Below are 19,851 nucleotides of genomic sequence, written 5' to 3'. Positions count from 1 at the left end.
ACCGGAAACATACCTAAAAAACGTCATCATGGAAAAGCACGATGCACATTATTTACGTACTCTTTTAGAGTGGCATCACATGCCGAAAAGCACAAGCCATAATATTGCGGCAGGTTTAAATCCTGTCTGTGAAATCGACAACTTTCATCAGAGCTTCAAGGGATGTCTTGCCTTCGAGAATTTTGAGAATGCCGTCATCCAGCATGCTTTTGAAGCCCTTTTCTTTGGCTTTTGCTTTTAATTGCGCTTTATGTGCATTTTCCGCGACCAGATCGTTCAGATCCTCGTCCATGAACAAAATTTCCACCACAGCCGTCCGGCCGCTATAGCCGGTATTGTCACAATGCGGGCAGCCTTTGGCCTCGAAAATCTGGGGCGGATTGGAGGCGTCAACGCCCAGCAGGCGGCATTCCTCTTCCGTGGCTGTTTTTTCCTGTTTGCAATTCGCACATAACAGCCGTACCAGACGCTGGGCAAAACAGGCGATAATGGCACCGGCCAGCATCCCCGGTTTCAATTTCAAATCCAGCAGACGCGGGATGGCGCCAAAACTATCATTGGTGTGCAGCGAGGTGTAAACCTGGTGACCGGTCATGGCGGCTTTCAGCGCCTGTTCCGCAGTCGTCTGGTCACGTACCTCACCAACGAAGATGATATCCGGATCCTGACGCAGCAGGGCTTTGACACCGTCACCAAAGGTCAGTCCCGACCCCTCGCGGACATTGGCCTGACGGATCATCGGCAGGGAATACTCCACCGGATCCTCAAGGGTCATAATATTGACGTCAACGCGGTTGGCTTCATTCAGCATGGAATAAAGCGAGGTGGTTTTACCGCTACCCGTCGGGCCGGTGACGATAATGATGCCTTCAGGGCGTGATTGGGCTTTTTTAATCAGTTTCATATTGTGATCGCTAAAGCCCAGCTTCGCCAGCGGCACAATCCCCGAGCTTTTATCCAGAACACGCAGAACGAAGTTTTCCCCATTCACCGTCGGAAGAGAGGACACGCGGAAATCAGCCTCGCGTCCCGCCGCCTCAATACTGAAACGACCGTCCTGAGGCATCATCTTATCGGCGATATTCATGCTGGCCATAATTTTCAGGCGCTGGGCAATCGCGGTCCAGTATTCTTTGTGAATAATATAGGTTGACCGCAAAACACCATCAATCCGGTAACGGATACGGACAAAGCTTTCCTCGGGGTTAAAGTGCAAATCCGAGGCGCCGATTTTCACACCGTTCATCACCAGCGCGTTGACAAGGCGGACGATCGGGTGGCTATATCCGGCATCTTCGCTAATATCATCCAGCTCGATATTGCTGACATCTTCACCGGCCAGCTCTTTCAGAATACCTTCCACCGATGTGGCGTAGCCGTAGGCCGCATCAAGCGCCTCCGTCAGAACCCCTTGCGGGCAGATTTGCTGCTTGATAATGCAGCCTTTCGGCAACAGACGGCGCAGCTTATCCATTGCGACAACGTCATAGGGGTCAACCATCGCGACGGTGGCTTCGTTTTTCTCTTTGTCGATGGAAATCGGCAGCATCTGGAATTTCTGGGCGTCTTTTTTGGAGACCATATCCAGAATTTCAGAGTCATAAAGAACGTTTTTCGGGTTAAAGTTCTCAAAACCCGCATCCTCCGCCAATATCGCCGACAGGTCATTCGGGGTAATAAAGCCGAGATCAACGATAATTTCCCCAAGCATTTTGTCGGGGTGGTTTTGTTTCTCGTAAAGGGCGACGTTCAGCTGTTCTTTATCAATCAGCCCGGCAACAATCAGCCTCTCACCGATCGGCAGGCGTTTTCCCGCTTCCGCGGGCGCATCTGCTGCGGGCGGCGCATCGGAGGAGACCGGGGCGGCGTCATCATCGCCGCTATCCGTTTCAAGTTCCAAAGATAATCCGCCCGTGTCACTATCGGCATTGCCGCCGGGGGAGTCATTTCCGTTTCCGTTCGGCGTTCCATTCCCGTTCGGCGGCGGATGAGCGGGCGCAGTGTCGCCTTTGTTTTCTTCGGCGGCAGGCAAAATACTCGGATTCATGTCAAAGGATAAATCGGACGAGTTTTCCTCATTCCGTTTATCCGTGTCCGATGTCATATTGTTGCTCATTCCTATCATTTTTTTATTTCATTGGTTAGCGGGTTATTATTATTGACCTTTGTTCCCCTTATAAGAGTTACATATAAAAATGACAAATTCGTTAACAAAAGTAGGTTTTATGGTTAAAAACGAATTATTTAACGGTTTTTCGCATATTTAGCCCCTGAAACGGGCTTTAGGACTTGACGGAGGCTAATTTGCCGGGCGGCTGCAAATCATCCGCATAGGTACGCATGAACTGCATTAATTCGGCGCTGGCAATCGGTTTACTGTATTTAAAGCCTTGAACTTCATCACAACCTTCCTGTTTCAGGAAGGCTTCATGTTCGTTGGTTTCAACGCCTTCGGCGATGACATTCAGGCTCAAACTGTGTCCCAGACTGATGATGGTTTTGGTGATCGACATATCATCGGGGTTGGACAGGGCGTTGCGAATGAAGGACTGGTCAATTTTCAGACGGTCAATCGGGAATTGACGCAGATAACTAAGGGATGAATAGCCGGTTCCGAAATCATCAATCGCCAGCTCGATCCCCAGCTGGTGCAGCTTGTTCAGCGTGGCAATGGTTGTTTCGATTTCATCCATAAAGATGCTTTCCGTGACTTCCAGTTCCAGGAATTTCGGGTCAATACCGGTTTCCTGCAAAACATCAGAGACGATACGCACCAGATTACTGCGGTGGAACTGCACGCCGGAGATATTGACGGCCATGCGGATCGGCGGGAAGCCCTCTTTCAGCCACTCTGTCGCCGTTTGACAGGCCGTGCGCAGCACCCATTCGCCGATCGGGACGATCAGGCCCGATTGTTCGGCCACGGGAATAAAGTCGGCAGGCGAAATAAAATGGCCGCCATCTTTGCTTTTATCCGGTTTCCACCAGCGCAGCAGCGCCTCCGTACCGATCATCTTGCCGGTATGCAGGTCGAATTGCGGCTGGTAATGTAACTGGAACTGATCTTCATCCAGTGCCACACGCAGATCCCGCAGCATCTGGAAGCGTTTCTGGACGGCTTTGTCGAACTCCTCGGAATAGTAACGCGCCGTATTACGGCCGTCTTCTTTGGAACGGTTCAAGGCGATATCCGCGTTTTTCAACAATTTGGCCCCGTCGATACCGTCACCGGGGCTGTTGGAAACACCGATGGAACCGCCGATTTTAAAGCTTTCCTGATAAATGGTGATCGGTTCTTCCAGCGCGGCAAAGACTTTTTCGACAAAATCCTGCGGACGCTGTTTATCCGTCATCGGCACCAGAATATTGAATTCATCGGCGCTGGCGCGGGAGATAACGGCATTTTCCGGCATATTGTGGACAAAGCGCTGGGCAACGGCTTCCAGAACCTTATCACCGACTTCATGCCCCAGCGTATCATTGACGTCTTTAAAGTTATCAAGGTCAATCGCCATCACAACCAGTTTTTTGTCCTCTTTGATGACCATGTTTTTGATGTATTCATCCATTTTTTCCATGAACATACTGCGGTTGGGCAGATTGGTCAGGCGGTCGAAATAAGCCAGTTTGTGAATGCGGTCTTCCGCCTGCGAACGCAGACGCAGCAGGTTTGTCGCATTCTGGCGGATCAGGTCATTGGCGATTTTCAGCGCCACCCCGACCTCATCACTGCTTTCCGCCCGCGGCTGCATGATATTCGGTGTTTCGGGATGTTTGGCGGCATCGATCAGGTTGTTGCGCAGCAGGATGACGGGCTCCAACAGCCAACGGCCGATGGACAGCATCAGAACGATGGTGACCAAACTGGACAGGATCAGCATGATGACGGCGCTGCTGATGATATAGCTTTTCAGCGCACTAGCCAGATTTGAAGAATCCATGTGAACGACAATCGTATAGGGGCGGCCCAGATCCAGCGGCGCATAGACGACATTGAGGAAATCTTTTTTGCGGCTCAGAGAGACTTGATTTATGCCGGTTTCTGCGGCTTTTTTAATGGTCTCGTCAGACATCTTCAGCAGATTGCCATAGGCGCCGAGATGATTATATTCCAGATCATAAATAGACAAGCCGATGATCAGTGTGCGGGTCAGCAAGGCATCGGCGGATTTATCGCTAATCGGCAAAACAGAGACGTCACGTTTCACCGCCATGTGATCCATAGAGGAAATCAAGGCGATTTTGCCGTTTTCTTTCAGGTGGTCAATATATTCGTTTTGGAAATTCGGCAGGGTGACGGCAAGGGCAAGGGTCTGGATGATAATCAGCGTAAAAAAGGCGCGCATACTGATCTTCCAGCCGATTCGGCTGAACCACAGCTGCATGGGCGAAATCTTAAACTCGCCGGTCCGTCCAGAAAAAGCCTTTTTTTTAAGCGACTTGCCTGTCGGCTTTTCTTCTATCTGCTCTTCCAAAATAGTCCCCCTCAAGAAGAGGGTAAGAGATAGTTTCTCACCCCAATAGATTGTATTCTACAGAAACGGTCTTAAAAAACAGTATAATTTTTTTAAAACGGTAAAAATGTGATGAAATAATGCCGAAAATGACAGAAAAGTGAAATAATATTTGCAAAACAGCCGCCCTTCCGTTAGCATATGGCAAGTACAGCTTTTATCAAGACCGGGAGAAGATGAAACACAACGTTTCCGCAGATACGGCCCGTGGTTTAAGTGAGCAGGCATCCGGTTCTGCGAAAGGTTTATCGTCGTCGCCATCCCGCGCATTCTTCTTGCAAAATATCCGTGGCCGTTTCGGCATGATGATTTCCCAAAAAGAGAAAGAACTCGCCCGTACAAGCGATCAGCAGGCGATCGAAAAACTTCAGAAAAGCATCGACAGCCAGAAAGAAAAGCTCAAAAAATTCGAAGAGGCGCTGGAAAACATTCCGCCGCAATTTACATTGAGCGAGTTGATCTATACCCGTATTTCCAAGGAACAGAATAAAAAGACGGAACGCGAATATTCCGACTATGTCCGTCCGCGTTTCCTGATGTTTCTGGCGGATAAGTTCCCGGCGGATCTGAAAAAACTCGGCATTTGCGACCACGGTATCAAGCGGATGAAAAACGGGCTTGATCCCGCCGATGAAGACCGCGCCGTTTATAACATGACCGTCGATCACATTATCGAACGCTCCGGAAGCGGCGACTGGGGACATGATCAGGAGCTGGATGAAAGCATCCATAACGGCCACCGCAAAACCTATAAGGTCAATCATTTCTCGAATTTGATCCTGCTGCCGTCCAGTATTCATGACGGTATCAAAAACGCCATTAACGAGGTGCAGGAGCTGCCGAATTTAAAACCCGGCGATACCAGCTGGGCCATGATGATGGTTACCCGCGGACGAACCGAGGCCGAATGTTATATGTATGTGCCGGAAGATGCCGCAGAACAGAAGAAACATGTCTGGAAACATCAGCGCCGCATTTCGAATGAAATCTATCAGATCGGTGTTATGGCCGGACAATTGACGTCGGAAGCCCGCATTTTTCAGGAATATGAAGAGGCGCGGAAAAAGAAATCCGGCAAAGGACAAAAAAACGGCGTCTCCGGCAAGTTTAATGCCGGCGAGGATGCGCAGCGTGTCTTTGACCGCCGCATAAAGCCGCTGGTGCAGGAATTGCTGGATATTCTGGACAGTGTTGAAGAGCGCATTGAACAGAACAGAGAGCGCGACCCCGAGGGTATGGCGGAATGCGAACGCCAGTTGACAGGCGCCTTACAGCGTCCGGTCTTCGGTCCGTTGCGTTCGCAGCTGCGGAAGGTCGAGGACATGACAGGAAAATCTGTTGGAAAGCCTTTGTTTATCCGCCGCCGCGACCTGCTCGAAGATCTGACAGGCGGTCACCCCTTTGACGGGAAATATCAGCCCCGCGCGGCGAATGGCAATCAGCCGAAAAAAGCACCGCAACAGCGCAAGCCCGACCATAAAGGCGGCGGCTTTAAAAAGTAATCACCTTGATAAAGAATGATGGCGGAATAGACAGCGCGCATGGCAACAGGCGGCGTTACTTCTCCGACAGGCCAAAGGCATAAAGCCGAGCATCCCGCGACAATATATAAAGCATGCCATCAGCAACCACCGGCGGTACAATCGTGCCGCCTTTCACTTTCAGCCTGCCGGTCAGCTCACCCGTATAGGGGTTCACCAGCAGAACATGTCCCGTATTCCCCGCAAGGATTAAACGCTCTCCGGCCAGAACAGGCCCTGTCCAGACGGCAGGGGTCTGATCCTTTTCATTCAGCAGGGTCTGCAGACGGGTGACCCAATGGATCTGCCCGCTGTGACGGCTTAGTGCGACCAGCTGCTGGTCGGATGTCAGGGTGAAAACAGTATCACCTGCCGACCACGGCGTTTCCGTTCCGCCGATTTCTTTCTGCCAGACGCGCCGTCCGGTATTTTCGTCCAGTGCCAGCATGCGCCCGCTGGCACCGATGACATATATAATGCCGCGATCCATGACCGGCATGCCGCGGATATCGGAAATGCCGGGCAAAGCGCCATAGCGTTTCAGCGAGGCAAGGTTATCCTGCCATAAAACCTGTCCGTTTTCGGTTCTAAGCGCCAGTACTTCGCCCGAAGACAGTGCGGCAACAATCGTGTTGCGGTCAACGGCAGGGCTTGAGGAACCGAGCAGGTTGGTGGTTTCAACCACGCCGGTGTAATTCCACAGGAATTTGCCGTCTTCCGCGGCGAAGGCCTGCACCTGATTGTCCAGCGTAATAACAAAAACGCGGCCGTCTGCCACCGCAGGTGAAGACCGCGTCGGAGACGTCGTCTCTTGTTTCCAGATTGTTTCGCCGGTGTCCGGCTTTAGGGATAAAATCTGGCGGTATCCTGCCGTGACATAAAGATGCCCGTCAGAAAAGGCGAGGCCGCCGCCTGCCGTGCCGATATTCTCTTCATTCTTCGGAACGATTTTGCGGTTCCACAGCTTTTTGCCGTTTGCGGCATTAAAGGCGGAGACGCGGGCACCCGCATCAATCGTGAAAACGCGGCCATCCGCAATAACGGGTTGCGTCAGCACCGGTTTATTGCGTTTGCCGGTTTTGCCCGCAGAGACGGACCATTTTTGTACCAGCGGCGTGTCGAGCGTCAGATGCCCCATCGCATGGCTGGGATAACCCCCGGCTTGCGGCCAAAAGCTGTTGCGCCAACTTTCCGGCAGCTCCATCTGCGTTGCGGCCAGAACCGGATCAAGTTCAAGTTCTTCCTGATATTGCAGAACGGAAAGACGATCCCCCGGCAGCGGCGGGTCGTCACCGTCATCAAAGATTTTATTGATGCGGCTGCAGCCGGCGGCGGGCAGCATAACTGCCGTCAGCAACAGTACAAAAAGAAAATGACGCAAATATTTCATCCGGAAAGATGTCATGCCGTATCCGATCTAGTTTTGCAGAGAGGCGTTTTTTTCCGCCTTTTTGATGGCGTAAAGGGCTCCGAGTTTTTCGATGCGGCTGCGCATATCTTGCGGCAGGTCCGGTTTTTGCAGCAGATTGTCAAAAATCTGCACGGCTTTGTCGAAATCTTTTTGCCGTGCCGCCAATACGGCCAGGAACTCCTGTGCGGTCAGGCTCCATGCGCTGCCGCTGCTCAGCGGCAGCAGTTTCTTTTCCAGCGCGGCGGGATCGGCACTGTTCAAAAGATGCGATGCCTCCATTATGGCGGCAAGGTCGCGATACATTTTATCCGCGCCGCTTTCGGCCTGCACGGCGCGTAATTGGTTGACGGCGTCGTCATTGCGTCCCTTTTTGAACAGAACACCGGCTGCAGATAAATGCGCCAGCGCGGCGTGGTCGCCCTTCGCGGAATCGGCATAATTCAGAATCGTATCGACATCATTGCTTTTAAAGGCATGGTAATAGCCCGTGGTGGCATCCATCTTCTGCTGATAGTCCCAGTTGCGCCAATAAGACAGGCTCGCCGTCAGTAAGATGGCAAAGATAATGCTGCCGATAATGAAATTCCTGTTTTCCTGCCAGAGCAGTTCCAGTTTTTCCTGTTTCAGATCCTGCTGCGCTTCGTCCAGAATATCAGCCATTTTTTAGCCGCCCTTCAACATATTGTGTTTTTTAAAGTCTGCACCCAAGACAGCAAAAACAGGCGGTGCGGTCAAGAGAAATATAAAGTCTTTAGACCATTTACAAGCCGGAGCGATTTTTATATATTGCCGCAAGCAGCTTTTTTACGAAATATTCATTATGTGACATTTTTGGAGGTACGACCCATGGCAGAGAAGAAACCGAGCATCTGGAATATCCGCAGATATCTGCCGGAGGAAAAAGATGTGAACACTGTTGATAAACAGGGTCTGACCAAAATTTTCCAGGCGGCGCAAAAAGGTAAAGGCTCCGAGATGCGCACGCTGATTGAAAAAGGTGCGGATATTGATTTCCAGTTCCAGCGCGTCTCTGAATCGGCCTATTCGCTGACCAACCCGCTGGGAACGCGTCCGGAATTTGCCGAAGGCTCGACCCCGCTGCATGTGGCGGTCATTCACGGCAATATTGACGCGATGAAAGTGCTGATGGATAACGGCGCAAAACTGAGCGAGCGCGACCTTGACGGCTGCACGCCGCTGGATCGTGCGCTGGAAAAATACATCAAGCTTGATGATGAAAAAACCATGTCTTCGCCGGAGGAAAAACAGACCCGCGCGGTGAAAAAACGCGATATGGAACATACGCGTTATAAAGTGATTTCCAAATTGCTGGCGAAAAACGGCGCGGAGGCACATGTCTTCACAATGCCGGAAAAACTGACTGCCGAAGTGGTGAAGGATGATGATATCGCCCTGTTCACCGAAGATGCCCGTGCCGAACGCAAACGCCGCTTTCCGCGCATTCGCATTGATTTCTAAAAAGTTTCTTTCGGGGGGAGAGAACAGATACGGCGCTTCGCAGAAGCGCCGTATGTATTTTTACGGCCTGCTTAAACCAAGTGTAAACCTCTTCCCTGTAGACTAAAGGGAAGAAGATAAAAAACTGCCGCAGCAGAAGCGGTCAGGCAGATGAGGGAAAAAGAATTGATGCGGTTTCTCCGTTACATGTGGATTGGCGTGTTATTTTGCGGCATGGCGCTGGCTGTGCCGCCGCAACAGGCCGTAGCCTCAACGCCGGAAAAACCGGAGGCTGAAAAAAAGGACGGCGCACTGGAATATGTGGATATGAGCCCGATTCTTTTGCCCGTCATCAGCCGCGAGGGGAAAACGCAGAATATCAGCATCCTGATTTCCATCGGCATTGATCAGGGACAGGGCCCCTTTCTGGAAGGCTATCAACCGCGTCTTGCCAATGCCTATATCCAGACGCTTTACAGCATGTTCGATAATGGCGAAGCCATCCGGCCAAGCGGCGCTTTTGACGCGGAAAAGGTGCAGACGCGGCTACTGGCGGTTACGGAGAAGATGCTGCATGATCATGAACATCTGAAAGTGCATGACCTGCTTTTGAAAGTTCTGCAGGCACGCGCATCCTATTAGATTCATCAAGCCCAGCTGGCTTCCGGCGGCAGCGACATTAAAATCGCTTCGACATTGCCGCCCGTTTTCAGACCGAAAGCCGTGCCGCGGTCATAAATCAGATTAAACTCGGCATAGCGTCCGCGTTTCTGCAGTAAGGCGGCGCGGTCTTCCGCTGTCCAGCTTTTATGCATATGGCGGCGGACAAGCTGCGGATAGATGTCCAGAAAACCGCGTCCGACATCCTGCGTAAAGGCGAAATCCTTTTCCCAGTCATCATTGCTCAGCTGGTCATAGAAAATACCGCCGATGCCGCGGGCTTCGTTCCGGTGCGGCAGGAAGAAATACTCATCACACCATTTTTTGAACTTGGGATAATAATCCGCATCATGCAGATCGCAGGCCGCTTTCATTGCGCCGTGAAAATCCTGAATATCCTGCTCCAGCGGGAAGACAGGCGTCAAATCGGCGCCACCGCCGAACCAGCCGCGCTGTGATGTCACGATATGGCGGGTATTCATATGCACGGCAGGGACATGCGGGTTGCGCATATGGGCGACAAGGCTGACGCCGCTGGCCCAGAAATAACCGTCTTTATCCGCACCGGGAATTTGCGCGCGGAATTCTTCGCTGAACGTGCCGTAAACTGTGGAGATATTCACGCCGACTTTTTCAAAGACGCGCCCGCGCATAAGCGACATCGTGCCGCCGCCGCCATTTGCGTCGCGGCCTGATGTGTCGCGTTCCCATGTCTTGCGGGTGAAGCGTCCTGCGGGCAGCTCGCTTTCCGTCAATTCATCTTCCAGTTTTTCAAATTCCGCGCAGATGTCATTGCGCAGTTTTTCAAACCACAGCGCCGCGCGTGTCTGGTCTTCTCCCTGCAGGTGAAATAATTCCTTCCGATGGTGCGGGGCATGTGCTGTCATGGTGCAGTCTCCTTGCATGAAATATGACCGGCGTTTTTTTAAGGATATCCGCGCCCGTGATACCATATTTATCAGGAGCGGACAAGCCTGCCCTTACGGGGAAACAGCCCCGTTTGCCGCAGTGCTTCGGCCAAAACAATGGAACAGCTTTGCGTCAGATTCAGCGACCGCGCATGCGCCGCCATCGGAATCGTAATCCGCGCATCGGCATCGGCATGTACATCATCGGGAACGCCGACGCTTTCGCGCCCGCCCAGCAGGATATCGCCCGGTTTGAAGGTAAAGTCGGTATAGAAAGAATCCGCCTTTGTGGACAGCAGGATGATGCGCCGCCCGTGTTTGCGGCTGTTTTCGTAAAAATCCTGCCAGTTACTGTGGCGGGTCAGGTCCAGATGCTGCATATAATCCATTCCCGCACGTTTCATACGGCTGTCGCTAAGCACAAAGCCGCAGGGCTCGATAATTTCCAGCGGGACGTCAAAACAGCTGCACAGGCGCATCACCGCACCGGTGTTTTGGGGAATGTCGGGTTCATAAAGGGCAAGGCGCATTTCTCGTTGTCACTTTCCGTTATTTTCTGCTAGCTTGATTTTAAAGAATTTTCGACAGAGAAACAACGGAGCGGTTATGCAATTCCTGTTATTTGCGGTTATTTTAATGGAGGGCTATATCGTCCTTGCATCGGAACTGCTGGCGATCCGCTTGGTGCTGCCATGGATCGGCACGGGAACGGATGTTATTTCCATTATTATTGCGGCGGTGTTGCTGCCGCTGGCCTTCGGTTATCATTTCGGCGGAACATTCCGCAAGCGCTGCCGTGAAAAAGGGCTGGGCCATATCTCCGTGCGCCGGAAGCTGCTGTCAAACGTTACGCGCTCGACCCTGATTCTGTGCGTCGGTTTGTCCTATATTCTGCTGGAAGTGTTTTTCGGAGCGCTGAATAATCTGGGGATTGAACAGCGCCTGTTACAGCTGGCGATTTATTGCGCGGTCTTTCTGGTCTATCCGGTCTTTCTGCTGGGGCAAACCATTCCGCTGGTCAGCCATTATTTTTCCTCAAGCGCCTTGTCGGAAATGACGGGGAAAATGCTGTCTTTTTCAACGCTGGGATCGTTTTTGGGCTCGGTGTTTTCAAGCGTCGTTCTGATGGCGGTTGTCGGGGTGCATTACACGGCTGTCTTCGTGATTTTTCTGTTATGCGTGCTGATCTTCCTGCTGGCGAAAAAACGTCAAATCGCCTATATGGCAACGGCGGCGGGGGCTTTTGTCTTTATGCTGGCCGCCAATAGCAGCGAACAGATGCGCAGTCTGGGGATTGTCAGCAATAACGGCTATAACACGGTGCAGGTGTTCAATTCCTCCAAGGATGAGGATACCCGTCTGATGCTGCTGAATAACAATCTGTCTTCCAGCTATAAAACGGGTGAAGGCAGTATCTTCAACTACGCCAAGCTGGTGCGCAAATCTTATCTGGAACCGATTGCCAAAGCGGATCCGAAAAAACAGATTCTGGTTTTGGGCGCGGCAGGTTTTACGCTGGGTGATTTTGACGATCATAATGATTATCTGTTTGTGGATGTTGATCCCGCGCTGCAAAAGGCTGCGGAAGACCATCTGCTGCTGCACAAGCTGGGCGCAAACAAGAAATTCGCCGTCATTGACGCGCGCGCCTATGTGCATCAGGCGGCGGAGCGTGGTGAACTCTACGATATGATTGTGCTGGATACGTTTAAAGCCGGCTTCGCGATGCCCGAACATCTTTTGACGCGGGAATATTTTCAGGATGTAAAAGCGGCGCTGAAGCCGGGCGGTTTTATGATTATGAACTCGATCGCCAGTGCGCATTTCGAGGATGACTATACGCGCCGTATGGATAATACGCTGCGTTCGGTCTTTCCCCATCTGACGCGCACCGTGATGCCGGGATCGGGCGAGGAGTTTAACGGCTGGGAAAAAACAAGGCTCGGGCGCGGTATGTATATCAGCAATGTCATATATATCTACCGCAATGATCCCGCGGGAGATAAGGATATGGCAATCTATACCGATGACAAAAATACCTATTTCCTGGATAAGTAAAAAATGTAACTTGGCCTTTACAAAAGCTTTTTGTAGGATTATTCAGTAATGGTGGGTTACTAGATTTAAATCAAGTGCGCGACAAAACAGGATCAAAACAACAAAAACGGAGCCGTGCAGGAATGGCAGCAAAAAAAGATTCGGAAACGCAAAGCAGACGGGATTTTCTTAACCTGACAGTCGGCGCCATGGGTGCCGTCGGTGTCGGTTCGGGACTTGTTCCGCTGATTGATACGATGAACCCCGCAGCGGATACGCTGGCAATGGCAACGACGGAAGTCGATTTGTCGGGCATCGAGGTCGGACAGACCCGCGTGGTAAAATGGCAGGGAAAACCCGTTTTTATCAAACGGCGCACCGAAGAGGAAATCGCACAGGCAATCGCCGATGATGAAGCGGATCTCCGCGACCCGCAAAAAGACTCCGACCGTACGCAAAAGCCGGAATGGCTGATCGTTGTCGGGGTTTGCACCCATCTTGGCTGTATCCCGCAGGGCAGTAAAGCCGGTCAGCCGCATGGCGACTTTAACGGCTGGTTCTGCCCTTGCCACGGCTCTCATTATGATACATCCGGGCGTCTGCGTGCCGGTCCGGCGCCGAAAAACCTGCCGGTGCCGCCTTACGAATTTCTTTCGGACACGGTTGTTAAAATCGGTTGATTTGACCATAAAAAAACATAAAGAGAATGAACGAACATGGCCGCGAAACTGAATAAATCAAGCTTTGAAAATCCTGTTATTCGCTGGGTAGACGAACGTTTACCGATCTTTACGATGATGGATAAGGAATATGGCGCTTATCCGACACCGAAGAATTTCAACTATTTCTGGAATTTCGGTGCCATCGCGATGGTGATGCTGATGCTGATGATCGCAACGGGCATTTTTCTGGCGATGAATTACACGCCGCATACCAGCATGGCTTTTGACAGTGTCGAGCGTATTATGCGTGATGTCAATTACGGCTGGATGCTGCGCTATCTGCACATGAACGGTTCGCATTTCTTCTTCTTTGCCGTTTATGTCCATATTTTCCGCGGCCTTTATTACGGGTCGTATAAACAGCCGCGTGAACTTTTATGGATTTTCGGCGTGCTGATCTTCCTGTTGATGATGGCGACAGCCTTTATGGGCTATTCGCTGCCGTGGAGCCAGATGTCCGGCTGGGGCGTGAATGTGATTACCAATCTGTTCTCGGCCATACCGTTCTTCGGCGATTCCATCGTGACATGGCTGTGGGGCGGTCCTTCGGTCGGCAACCCGACGCTGAACCGCTTTTTTGCGCTGCATTTCCTGCTGCCTTTCGTGATTGTCGGTGTCGTGTTCCTGCATGTCTGGGCATTGCACATCACCGGATCAAACAACCCGTCAGGTGTTGAGCCGGCCAATAAAAAGGACACGGTTCCGTTCCATCCCTATTACACGATTAAGGACACCTTCGGTCTGACCGTGTTTATGATCGCCTATATGCTGATCGTATTCTTCGCACCGCTGGCGGCGACACATGCCGATCACTTCGTGCCTTTTGACCCGATGGTGACGCCGCAGCATATCGTGCCTGAATGGTACTTCCTGCCATTCTATGCCATCCTGCGCTCCTTTACGGTGGATCTGCATATTCCGTTTACCGGTTTCATCATTGAACACGGCATTGTGTTTACGGCGAAACTGCAGGGCGTTATCGCGATGTTCGGTTCGGTTCTGATCCTGTTTGTCCTGCCCTGGCTGGATAAGTCACCTGTGCGCAGCTCACGCTATCGTCCGACTTATCGTAAATGTAACTATCTGCTGTTGCTGGCAATGTTTATCCTGGGTTATGCAGGGTCACAGCCGGCTGAAGGCACGATGCTGACATTGGCACGTTGTGCAACCGGTTATTACTTCCTGCACTTCCTGGCGGTGATACCGTATCTTAGCCGTAATGAGAAAACACTGCCTGTACCAAAAAGCATTAATGCTGCGGTCTTGCAGGATAAAGAGGGAGCGCAATAATGACAACAAAAGCGATGCGTATCTACCCGTTGACGGTGCTGGCTTTGCTGGCGATGATGATGGTACTGCCTGCTGCAGCTCATGCTGCGGAAGGCAATACACCGCTGCCGCAGCAATACTGGCCGCATAAAGGTTTTATGGGCAAATATGATAAGGCTGCCCTGCAGCGCGGTTTTCAGGTTTACCGTGAAGCCTGTGCGTCCTGCCATTCTCTGCGGTTGCTGGCTTACCGGAATTTGCAGGATCTGGGATTTACCGAAGCGCAAGTGAAGGCGGTTGCGTCCGAGGCCACCGTGATGGACGGCCCGAATGATGAAGGCGATATGTTTGAACGCGCTGCTGCGCCGGCAGACCGTTTTGTCTCTCCCTTCGCAAATGACGAGCAGGCGCGTTTCTCGAATAACGGCGCATTGCCGCCGGATATGTCGCTGTTGATTAAAGCCCGCCACGGCGGTGAAGATTATATCTATGCCCTCCTGACAGGCTATGGCACAGCGCCGGAAGATGTGGATATTCCCGATGGTATGCACTGGAATCATTACTTCCCCGGGAATCAGATTGCCATGCCGCAGCCGCTGTCTGACGGGCAGATTACCTATTCAAGCGGGCGTTCCGCCTCTGTTGAAAGTGCCTCGCGTGACGTTGTGCAGTTTCTTGCCTGGGCATCCGAGCCGCATATGGAATACCGTAAAACAATCGGTCTGAAAGTTCTGTTTTTCATGCTCTTCTTTGCCGGCTTTGCCTATGCCGCAAAACGCCGCATTTGGGCCGATGTGCATTAACAGCCCGTAAATTTTCTTTTGGATTGCCGCAATGGCGGGATTGAAAAATCTCGCTGTTGCTTATTCAAATATTTTGCTAAGATAACAGATACGCGCATGCCGCGTTTTCACTCCAGGGAGAAAACTCATTAGCGCTACTGCAGTGTTTATCCACATCATTGGCGGTGTCTGCCTTCTATTATGGGGCGTCAGTATGGTCAATACCGGTTTTAACCGCGCATTCGGGGCCGAATTGCGCCGTTTGCTTGCGCGTTCGACCAGCAACCGTTTTAAAGGCATGGTATCGGGGATGGCGGCTACGCTGGTTCTGCAAAGCAGTACGGCAGCCGTGCTGATCCTGTCTTCTTTTGCCGGGCGCGGCTTAATACAAGTGCCGGGCGGTATTGCCGTGGTGCTGGGGGCGGATGTCGGTACAACGCTCGTCGCACAAATTCTGACATTCGATCTGTCTTTGCTGGCACCGATCCTGCTGGCGGCAGGCTATGTCACCAATAAAGCTCTCAGCGGAGGGCAATATAAACATGTCGGTCGCGCAATGATCGGGATTGCACTGATACTGCTGGCGCTGAAAATGGTCGTGACGGTTTCCGAACCTTTGCGCAGTTCCCCTACGCTGGCAGCTTTGGTGGAATCTCTTTCTTCTGAACCGTTGTTGGCGGTGATGCTGGCAGCTTTATTGACATGGGTTGCCCATTCCAGTCTGGCGATGGTGCTGCTGTTTTCATCTTTTGTCGGCATGGGGACCATCCCGCCGCAAATGGGATTAATGATGATTTTGGGCGCGAATTTGGGCGGTGCGATTGCGCCTGTGATGATGACGCTGAGTGAAAATGCCGTGGCACGGCGCATCCCGCTGGCCAATCTGATGATGCGCGGTATTTTTGTGATGGTAACAATGCCCTTCCTGCCGCTGATTGGCGAGGCGCTGTTTGTTGAAGGCGGTGTTATTCACGGTGCCTTGATGAAAATCGGCATGGGTGATGACCGCGCAAGGCAGATGGTCAGTTTCCACATGATGTTCAACCTTGCGCTGGCTTTCAGCTTTATCTTCCTGACCAAACCGGTTGCGGCACTGGTGGCAAAAATTCTGCCGGAAAATCAGGGCGAGGAGGAAGAAAAAGGCAAGGCGCGTTATCTGGATAATTCCGCGCTTAGCACGCCGCCGGCTGCGCTGTCCTGCGCCATGCGCGAAACGCTGCGGATGAGCGATTATATCCAGCGCATGTTGCGCGACACGCTGGAGAGCTTCAAAACCCATAATCTGCAACGCGTACAGGCCGTCCGCGAACAGGATGATGTTGTTGACGGGCTTTACGAGGATATCAAACGCTATATGGCGCAGATGTCGGGACAGTATCTGGATAAAAAGGAAAGCCAGCGCTATCTGGAGATTTTGACTTTTGCGACCAATCTGGAACATATCGGCGATATCATTGATAAAAGCCTGATGGAAATGGCCGCCAAGAAAATCCGTAACCAATATACTTTTTCTGACGAAGGCTTTCAGGAGATTGCCGCAATGCATGCGGTCATCATGGAAAATCTGCGTGCGGCGCAGAATGTTTTCATGTCCGGCGATATGGATATGGCCTATAAGCTGGTCGAGGAAAAAGCCGCTATCCGCAAAAGCGAAATCCGCGCATCGGAAAGCCATATCGAGCGTCTGCGCAAAGGTGTTGCCGAGACGGTTGCCACATCCAGCCTGCATCTGGATATCCTGCGAGATCTGCGCCGCATCAACAGCTATCTGACGGCTGTCGCCTATCCGATTTTGGAAAAAGCGGGCGTGTTGCACAAAACCCATCTCAAGAAGAAACCGCTCCGCGGCGGTAGAGATAAAAACGCATCCGTCGCAACCGCGCCGGAAACACGCGCCGATTTGCAGAAATCCTAGACGTTTTTTCTATTTTTTATTCGTTGGAAGCGCCGTTTTCAGGTGACAGGCTGATGAGTGTTTCGTCATCATCACCGGCCTCGCTGCCGTCTTTGCCTGTGAAAAGCCGGCCATACCAGCGCCAGATCTGTTGACGGTGCTTCGTCTCCTCGACTGTCAGGACGGGCAGGGTGCAGTTCATACGGATGCGGCTTGCCGCGACCATGTCTTCAAGTTGCAATGTGATGCGTCCGTTATCCGCCCGCGTCAGCGGCACTTTGCCGGTATCTGAAACAAAACAGGCCAGACGCTCCGCCGCATCGCGCAGCTCTTGCGGCAGGGTAAAGCTGATACTGTTCTGCCCGTCCTCCCAGATCATGCCGGGCGGGTCTTCCTGCAGAACCGGAAAGGGAAAGCTTTGCGCCGTCAGGCGGAAACGGTCAAGCCCGCCATATTGATCCGTCATGGAAAAGCGCGGCAAGGACATCATATCGCTGCCGCCATGTGCGGCAACGCCGGATTGCTGCCCGAAACCGGCGCGAAAGCCGAGCTCCGGCAGCGTTTCTTGCAGCGCGGCCGTATATTCGCCATGCGGCCATGCGAAAAACTCCGGCGTGGTCCCCAGCTCTTCCTGAAAACGGGCGATGGCGCGGGTAAGTTGTTGGCGTTGCGCATTTTCCTCCATACGGATCAGATGATCATAGGAATAGGCCATGGCACCGATGGTCACCAGATTGTTGCGCGCCAGTTTCTTGACCTCGCGCCAGTTCATGTAAAAATCGCTGTCGCGGTCGATGCGCTCGGGCGCAAGGAAAATCGTGAAGGGCAGACCGGCTTCCAGCAGCAGCGGCACGGCATTTTCAAAAGAGCTGCGGTAAGCACCTTCCAGCGTAATACCGATCGTGTGCTGGGGCAGCGGTGTGCCGTTTTCAAGCGCACTGACAATCTCGCCCAGCGGCAGCACGTTATAGCCCGCCGTTTTCATTTCCAGTACATGTTCGCGAAAGCGCTCCATCTGGATATTGGCACCGGGATACTGGTCTTCACCAATGTGGAAATAGACGAAAAAGACGGCTTTGCTGCGATCCTGGGCAATGCGGTGAATATCCTCCGCATGGGCGCTTCCGGTGCAGAAGGGCAGTAATAATATAGCGCAGAAGATGAGAAGGCGGTTCCTCATTGCTTGAATACAGTCTCGAATATCATTGCAATCTGCCCTTAGTGATATATAAAAGAAGAGGAATTTGCAATAAAAAACCGGAAAACGACCGGACAATAGAAAGGAAAGCAGTATGCAACAGGCGGAAAAACAGGCCGTAGATGCGGCGCAAATCGATGCAAAAGTACAGGACATCCTGTTCAGAACAGCCAGAACCCATAACGGCTGGCTGGCGAAAGATGTGGATGATGCCCTGTTGCAGGAGATTTACGCATTGATGAAATTCGGCCCGACCTCGGCAAATTGCTGCCCGCTGCGCCTCGTTTTCGTCAAATCCCCTGCCGCCAAGGAAAAGCTGAAACCGGCTTTGATGGCGGGAAATGTCGAAAAAACCATGTCCGCACCGGTCACGGTCATCATGGCCAATGATCTGGAATTCTATGAGCATTTGCCGGAACTGTTTCCGCATACCGATGCAAAATCCTGGTTTACCGGTGCGGGAAAAGAAAACTATGTGCGGGAGACAGCGATGCGCAACGGCTCGCTGCAGGCGGCTTATTTTATGCTGGCCGCGCGCGGTCTGGGGCTGGATTGCGGCCCGATGTCCGGTTTTAATCCCGGCAAAGTCAAAGAGGCGTTCTTCCCGGACAGCAATTTCGAAGCCAATATGCTGTGCAATCTGGGTTACGGCGATGCGTCCTTATTGCATCCGCGCGGTCCGCGTCTGAGCTTTGAACAGGCCTGCGAGATCGTTTAACCCCTATGTCCGGCACGCTGAATATTCTGGCTGTTGATACCGCGACGCGCGGCATGTCGGTTTCCGTTTTCCGTGACGGTGTGCCGGTTGTGACGCGCGTTTCCGGCGAGATGCGCGATCAGGCGAAAAGCCTGTTGCCATCGGTTATGGAGGCATTGAAAGCGGCAGAGCTCGGTTTTTCCGGTCTGGATGCGCTGGCGGCGGCAACGGGGCCGGGCAGCTTTACAGGCATCCGTGTCGGCCTTGCCGCCATGCAGGGAATCGCGCTTGCCTCCGGTCTGCCGTTGGCGGGGTTTGACAATTTTTCTATCTATGCTTTGCCTACAGCGCCGGATACGGGCAGGGACAGGCTTGTCCTGCTGGAAAGCCACCGCAAGGAATGTTTCTGCCAGTTGTTTGATAAAAACGGCAAAAAGAAAGACGACCCGTTTCAGGAAGATGCGGCAGGTATTATGGCGCGCTTTACCGAAAAAGAGGGTCTGCTGCTAACGGGGAACGCCGTACCGGTTTTGCGGGAGCTGGACGCCGCAGGCTATCATGCGCCGGATATTCCGGATGATTTTGCGGCGGAAAATTCATCAATATTGCTGGGACGGCTGCTGATGGAAGCGGCGGAAGTCTCGGATACTGATCTGTCATCCCGCTATCCCGCCAAGCCGTTTTATATCCGTCCGCCGGATGTCACAATGCCCAAAGACAAGCCAAAAGAAAACGCGCTGTAAAACAGCGCGCTCTCTAAAACAGAATTTACCTTATATAT

At 52.3% G+C, this 19,851-nt stretch carries 17 protein-coding genes; 10 read left to right on the top strand and 7 right to left on the bottom strand.

Annotated elements, in window-relative coordinates:
• Positions 1–115: 115 nt before the first annotated feature.
• Together tadA and HND56_09130 are read right to left on the bottom strand one after the other, a co-directional pair.
• Complete coding sequence (tadA, locus tag HND56_09135) at positions 116–2,047, bottom strand: Flp pilus assembly complex ATPase component TadA (protein QKK06610.1); 1,932 nt, start codon at positions 2,045–2,047, stop codon at positions 116–118.
• A gap of 235 nt (positions 2,048–2,282) precedes the next feature.
• The gene (locus HND56_09130) at positions 2,283–4,385 is read right to left on the bottom strand and encodes an EAL domain-containing protein (GenBank protein ID QKK05841.1); all 2,103 of its coding nucleotides are present in this window, start codon (positions 4,383–4,385) and stop codon (positions 2,283–2,285) included.
• Between the two features lie 431 nt (positions 4,386–4,816).
• Here HND56_09130 and HND56_09125 point away from each other — a divergent pair, with 431 nt between their 5' ends.
• Positions 4,817–6,016 (top strand): hypothetical protein, encoded by a 1,200-nt coding sequence (locus HND56_09125; protein ID QKK05840.1) that lies wholly within the window; start codon positions 4,817–4,819, stop codon positions 6,014–6,016.
• Between the two features lie 55 nt (positions 6,017–6,071).
• Here the strand turns inward: HND56_09125 and HND56_09120 are convergent, their stop codons facing one another.
• The gene (locus HND56_09120; protein ID QKK05839.1) at positions 6,072–7,415 is read right to left on the bottom strand and encodes a PQQ-binding-like beta-propeller repeat protein; all 1,344 of its coding nucleotides are present in this window, start codon (positions 7,413–7,415) and stop codon (positions 6,072–6,074) included.
• Between the two features lie 36 nt (positions 7,416–7,451).
• Complete coding sequence (locus tag HND56_09115) at positions 7,452–8,105, bottom strand: tetratricopeptide repeat protein (GenBank protein ID QKK05838.1); 654 nt, start codon at positions 8,103–8,105, stop codon at positions 7,452–7,454.
• A 186-nt stretch (positions 8,106–8,291) separates the two neighbouring features.
• Here HND56_09115 and HND56_09110 point away from each other — a divergent pair, with 186 nt between their 5' ends.
• Entirely contained in the window at positions 8,292–8,924 is a 633-nt protein-coding gene (locus HND56_09110; protein QKK05837.1) for an ankyrin repeat domain-containing protein, read from the top strand.
• Positions 8,925–9,092: 168 nt separating this feature from the next.
• Positions 9,093–9,545, top strand: a complete 453-nt coding sequence (locus HND56_09105; protein QKK05836.1) for a hypothetical protein — start codon at positions 9,093–9,095, stop codon at positions 9,543–9,545.
• 5 nt (positions 9,546–9,550) lie between these two features.
• Here HND56_09105 and hemF read toward each other — a convergent pair whose 3' ends face one another.
• Entirely contained in the window at positions 9,551–10,450 is a 900-nt protein-coding gene (gene hemF, locus HND56_09100; GenBank protein QKK05835.1) for an oxygen-dependent coproporphyrinogen oxidase, read from the bottom strand.
• A 71-nt stretch (positions 10,451–10,521) separates the two neighbouring features.
• Complete coding sequence (locus HND56_09095) at positions 10,522–11,001, bottom strand: tRNA (cytidine(34)-2'-O)-methyltransferase (GenBank protein QKK05834.1); 480 nt, start codon at positions 10,999–11,001, stop codon at positions 10,522–10,524.
• Positions 11,002–11,077: 76 nt separating this feature from the next.
• Here HND56_09095 and HND56_09090 point away from each other — a divergent pair, with 76 nt between their 5' ends.
• The 5 genes from HND56_09090 (at position 11,078) to HND56_09070 (ending at position 17,196) form a co-directional block, all read left to right on the top strand.
• Positions 11,078–12,529 (top strand): fused MFS/spermidine synthase, encoded by a 1,452-nt coding sequence (locus HND56_09090; GenBank protein QKK05833.1) that lies wholly within the window; start codon positions 11,078–11,080, stop codon positions 12,527–12,529.
• Positions 12,530–12,651: 122 nt separating this feature from the next.
• Positions 12,652–13,188: a ubiquinol-cytochrome c reductase iron-sulfur subunit gene (petA, locus tag HND56_09085; protein QKK05832.1), complete on the top strand. Its 537-nt coding sequence runs from the start codon at positions 12,652–12,654 to the stop codon at positions 13,186–13,188.
• 36 nt (positions 13,189–13,224) lie between these two features.
• Positions 13,225–14,520: a cytochrome b gene (locus HND56_09080; protein ID QKK05831.1), complete on the top strand. Its 1,296-nt coding sequence runs from the start codon at positions 13,225–13,227 to the stop codon at positions 14,518–14,520.
• A complete protein-coding gene (locus tag HND56_09075) occupies positions 14,520–15,302 on the top strand; it encodes a cytochrome c1 (GenBank protein ID QKK05830.1) in 783 nt (260 codons plus the stop codon). Before HND56_09080 ends, HND56_09075 begins: the two co-directional genes overlap by 1 nt.
• A gap of 193 nt (positions 15,303–15,495) precedes the next feature.
• Positions 15,496–17,196, top strand: coding sequence for a Na/Pi cotransporter family protein (locus tag HND56_09070; GenBank protein QKK05829.1), 1,701 nt, complete (start codon positions 15,496–15,498; stop codon positions 17,194–17,196).
• 16 nt (positions 17,197–17,212) lie between these two features.
• On the opposite strand, the gene HND56_09065 is transcribed toward HND56_09070, so the two are convergent.
• On the bottom strand, positions 17,213–18,355 hold the full coding sequence (locus HND56_09065) for a polysaccharide deacetylase family protein (protein ID QKK05828.1): 1,143 nt from the start codon (positions 18,353–18,355) through the stop codon (positions 17,213–17,215).
• 112 nt (positions 18,356–18,467) lie between these two features.
• On the opposite strand from HND56_09065, the gene HND56_09060 reads away from it, so the two are divergent.
• Positions 18,468–19,091: a malonic semialdehyde reductase gene (locus HND56_09060; protein ID QKK05827.1), complete on the top strand. Its 624-nt coding sequence runs from the start codon at positions 18,468–18,470 to the stop codon at positions 19,089–19,091.
• Between the two features lie 5 nt (positions 19,092–19,096).
• Positions 19,097–19,813 (top strand): tRNA (adenosine(37)-N6)-threonylcarbamoyltransferase complex dimerization subunit type 1 TsaB, encoded by a 717-nt coding sequence (gene tsaB / locus HND56_09055; GenBank protein ID QKK05826.1) that lies wholly within the window; start codon positions 19,097–19,099, stop codon positions 19,811–19,813.
• Positions 19,814–19,851: the final 38 nt, after the last annotated feature.

It is taken from the genome of Pseudomonadota bacterium (assembly GCA_013285465.1).
Taxonomy (GTDB): Bacteria; Pseudomonadota; Alphaproteobacteria; order Micavibrionales; family CSBR16-224; genus CSBR16-224.
The sequence above is the reverse complement of the archived record's forward strand: the minus strand, read 5'-3'. Positions and strand labels throughout refer to the sequence as shown.

Bases quoted from the DNA above. Each gene is read 5' to 3' on its own strand.
- HND56_09115 (QKK05838.1), bottom strand. From the start codon at position 8,105: ATGGCTGATATTCTGGACGAAGCGCAGCAGGATCTGAAACAGGAAAAA.
- HND56_09080 (QKK05831.1), top strand. From the start codon at position 13,225: ATGGCCGCGAAACTGAATAAATCAAGCTTTGAAAATCCTGTTATTCGC.
- tsaB (QKK05826.1), top strand. From the start codon at position 19,097: ATGTCCGGCACGCTGAATATTCTGGCTGTTGATACCGCGACGCGCGGC.
- HND56_09125 (QKK05840.1), top strand. From the start codon at position 4,817: ATGATGATTTCCCAAAAAGAGAAAGAACTCGCCCGTACAAGCGATCAG.
- HND56_09070 (QKK05829.1), top strand. From the start codon at position 15,496: ATGGTCAATACCGGTTTTAACCGCGCATTCGGGGCCGAATTGCGCCGT.
- HND56_09095 (QKK05834.1), bottom strand. From the start codon at position 11,001: ATGCGCCTTGCCCTTTATGAACCCGACATTCCCCAAAACACCGGTGCG.
- hemF (QKK05835.1), bottom strand. From the start codon at position 10,450: ATGACAGCACATGCCCCGCACCATCGGAAGGAATTATTTCACCTGCAG.
- HND56_09075 (QKK05830.1), top strand. From the start codon at position 14,520: ATGACAACAAAAGCGATGCGTATCTACCCGTTGACGGTGCTGGCTTTG.
- HND56_09130 (QKK05841.1), bottom strand. From the start codon at position 4,385: ATGCAGCTGTGGTTCAGCCGAATCGGCTGGAAGATCAGTATGCGCGCC.
- tadA (QKK06610.1), bottom strand. From the start codon at position 2,047: ATGAATCCGAGTATTTTGCCTGCCGCCGAAGAAAACAAAGGCGACACT.
- HND56_09090 (QKK05833.1), top strand. From the start codon at position 11,078: ATGCAATTCCTGTTATTTGCGGTTATTTTAATGGAGGGCTATATCGTC.
- petA (QKK05832.1), top strand. From the start codon at position 12,652: ATGGCAGCAAAAAAAGATTCGGAAACGCAAAGCAGACGGGATTTTCTT.
- HND56_09060 (QKK05827.1), top strand. From the start codon at position 18,468: ATGCAACAGGCGGAAAAACAGGCCGTAGATGCGGCGCAAATCGATGCA.
- HND56_09110 (QKK05837.1), top strand. From the start codon at position 8,292: ATGGCAGAGAAGAAACCGAGCATCTGGAATATCCGCAGATATCTGCCG.
- HND56_09065 (QKK05828.1), bottom strand. From the start codon at position 18,355: ATGAGGAACCGCCTTCTCATCTTCTGCGCTATATTATTACTGCCCTTC.
- HND56_09105 (QKK05836.1), top strand. From the start codon at position 9,093: ATGCGGTTTCTCCGTTACATGTGGATTGGCGTGTTATTTTGCGGCATG.